The following is a 1463-nucleotide window of genomic DNA, read 5'->3' as shown; positions in this document are numbered from 1 at the left end:
CTAGTAGTGCTTGGTCAGGTTCGCATCGGTGTGGGTATGTCGCGGTGGCAGGTGGGGCAGGCGCCGGTCCAGACTGCGAGGAGTGTCTGAAGCTCGCGGACGACTTGGTAGAGGCTCAGGCCGGCGCCGCGTCTTTTGGGGTCCGGTCCAGTCGCTGCAGGGTGCAGAAGGCGTGGGCGACGGAGACGAGTGTGACGTGGTGGTGCCAGCCTCCCCAGGTGCGGCCCTCGAAGTGGGCCAGGCCCAGGGCCTGCTTCATCTCCCGGTAGTCGTGCTCGATCCGCCAGCGGAGTTTGGCGAGCCGGACCAGGGTGGTCAGCGGGGTGTCGGCGGGCAGGTCGGACAGCCAGAACTGGACCGGCTCGCTCTCGCCCGTGGGCCACTCGGCCAGCAGCCGGCACTCAGGCAGTTCCGGGCCGTCGGTGGCCTGGCGGATCTCGCGTCCGGCGGGCCGGATCCGCAATGCCACGAAGCGGGAATACATGCGCCTGCGGCCGCCGGTGCCGGGCCGGGATCCCCCGCGCCACCGGACCGGCCGCGCGGCCTTCCGGCCCGCAGCGATGACCAGCTCTTTCACCGATCGGGGCGGGTCGGGGTACTTCGGCACCGGCGGGCGTCCCTTCCCGGAATACGGGGCCGTCACCAGTTCAGCGTCGCCGGGCTGGGCCGACAGCGTGGTAGAGATCCCCACCACGTAGTGCATGCCGCGGGCGTTCAGGCCGAGCCGGAAGGCGGCGGCGTCGCCGTATCCGGCGTCCGCGATGGCCAGCGGCACCTCGATGCCCCACGAGCGCACCTCATCAGCCATGTCCAGCGCCAGCTGCCACTTCTCCACATGACCGACGTCGTCAGGGATGCCACAGCTTTCGCGGCGGGCGACCCTGTCCGGGTCCGCCTTCGGCGCTGCGGGATCCCAGATCTGCGGCAGGAACAACCGCCAGTTCACCGCCGCCGAGGCGTGATCGGACGCGAGGTGCAGCGAGACGCCCACCTGGCAGTTGGTGACCTTGCCCGCAGTGCCGGTGTACTGCCGCGACACACACGCCGAGGCGTTGCCGTCCTTGAGGAACCCTGTGTCGTCGAAGATCAGCGCGGCCGGCCGGATCGCCGCTTCCATCTTCCAGGCCAGACGGGCACGGATGTGGGCTGGATCCCACGGGCTGGTGGTGATGAAGTGGGCCAGGGCCTGCCGGTTGCCGTCCTCACCGAGCCGAGCGGCCATCGGCTCGACCGACTTGCGCTTGCCGTCGGTCAGCAGTCCCCGCAGATACACCTGGCCCCACCGACGCTGGTCGTTACGCGCGAACGGCTCGAACACCTCCGCCGCGAACGCCTCCAACTCACCACGCACCGCAGCTATCTCGTCAGGAGTCACAACTCCTCAACGCCACACAGCACCCGAAAGACACGCAACACCACAGCCCACCTGACCAAGCACTACTAGTGCCCCGACAGGCAACGTT

General features: G+C 69.2%; 1 protein-coding gene. It reads right to left on the bottom strand.

The features are described from left to right. Positions 1–115 precede the first annotated feature (115 nt). The gene (locus ACFC09_RS46065) at positions 116–1375 is read right to left on the bottom strand and encodes an IS701 family transposase (RefSeq protein ID WP_376539204.1); all 1260 of its coding nucleotides are present in this window, start codon (positions 1373–1375) and stop codon (positions 116–118) included. Positions 1376–1463 lie beyond the last annotated feature (88 nt).

The organism is Streptomyces sp. NPDC056161 (genome assembly GCF_042268025.1).
Taxonomy (GTDB): Bacteria; Actinomycetota; Actinomycetes; order Streptomycetales; family Streptomycetaceae; genus Streptomyces.
The sequence above is the reverse complement of the archived record's forward strand: the minus strand, read 5'-3'. Positions and strand labels throughout refer to the sequence as shown.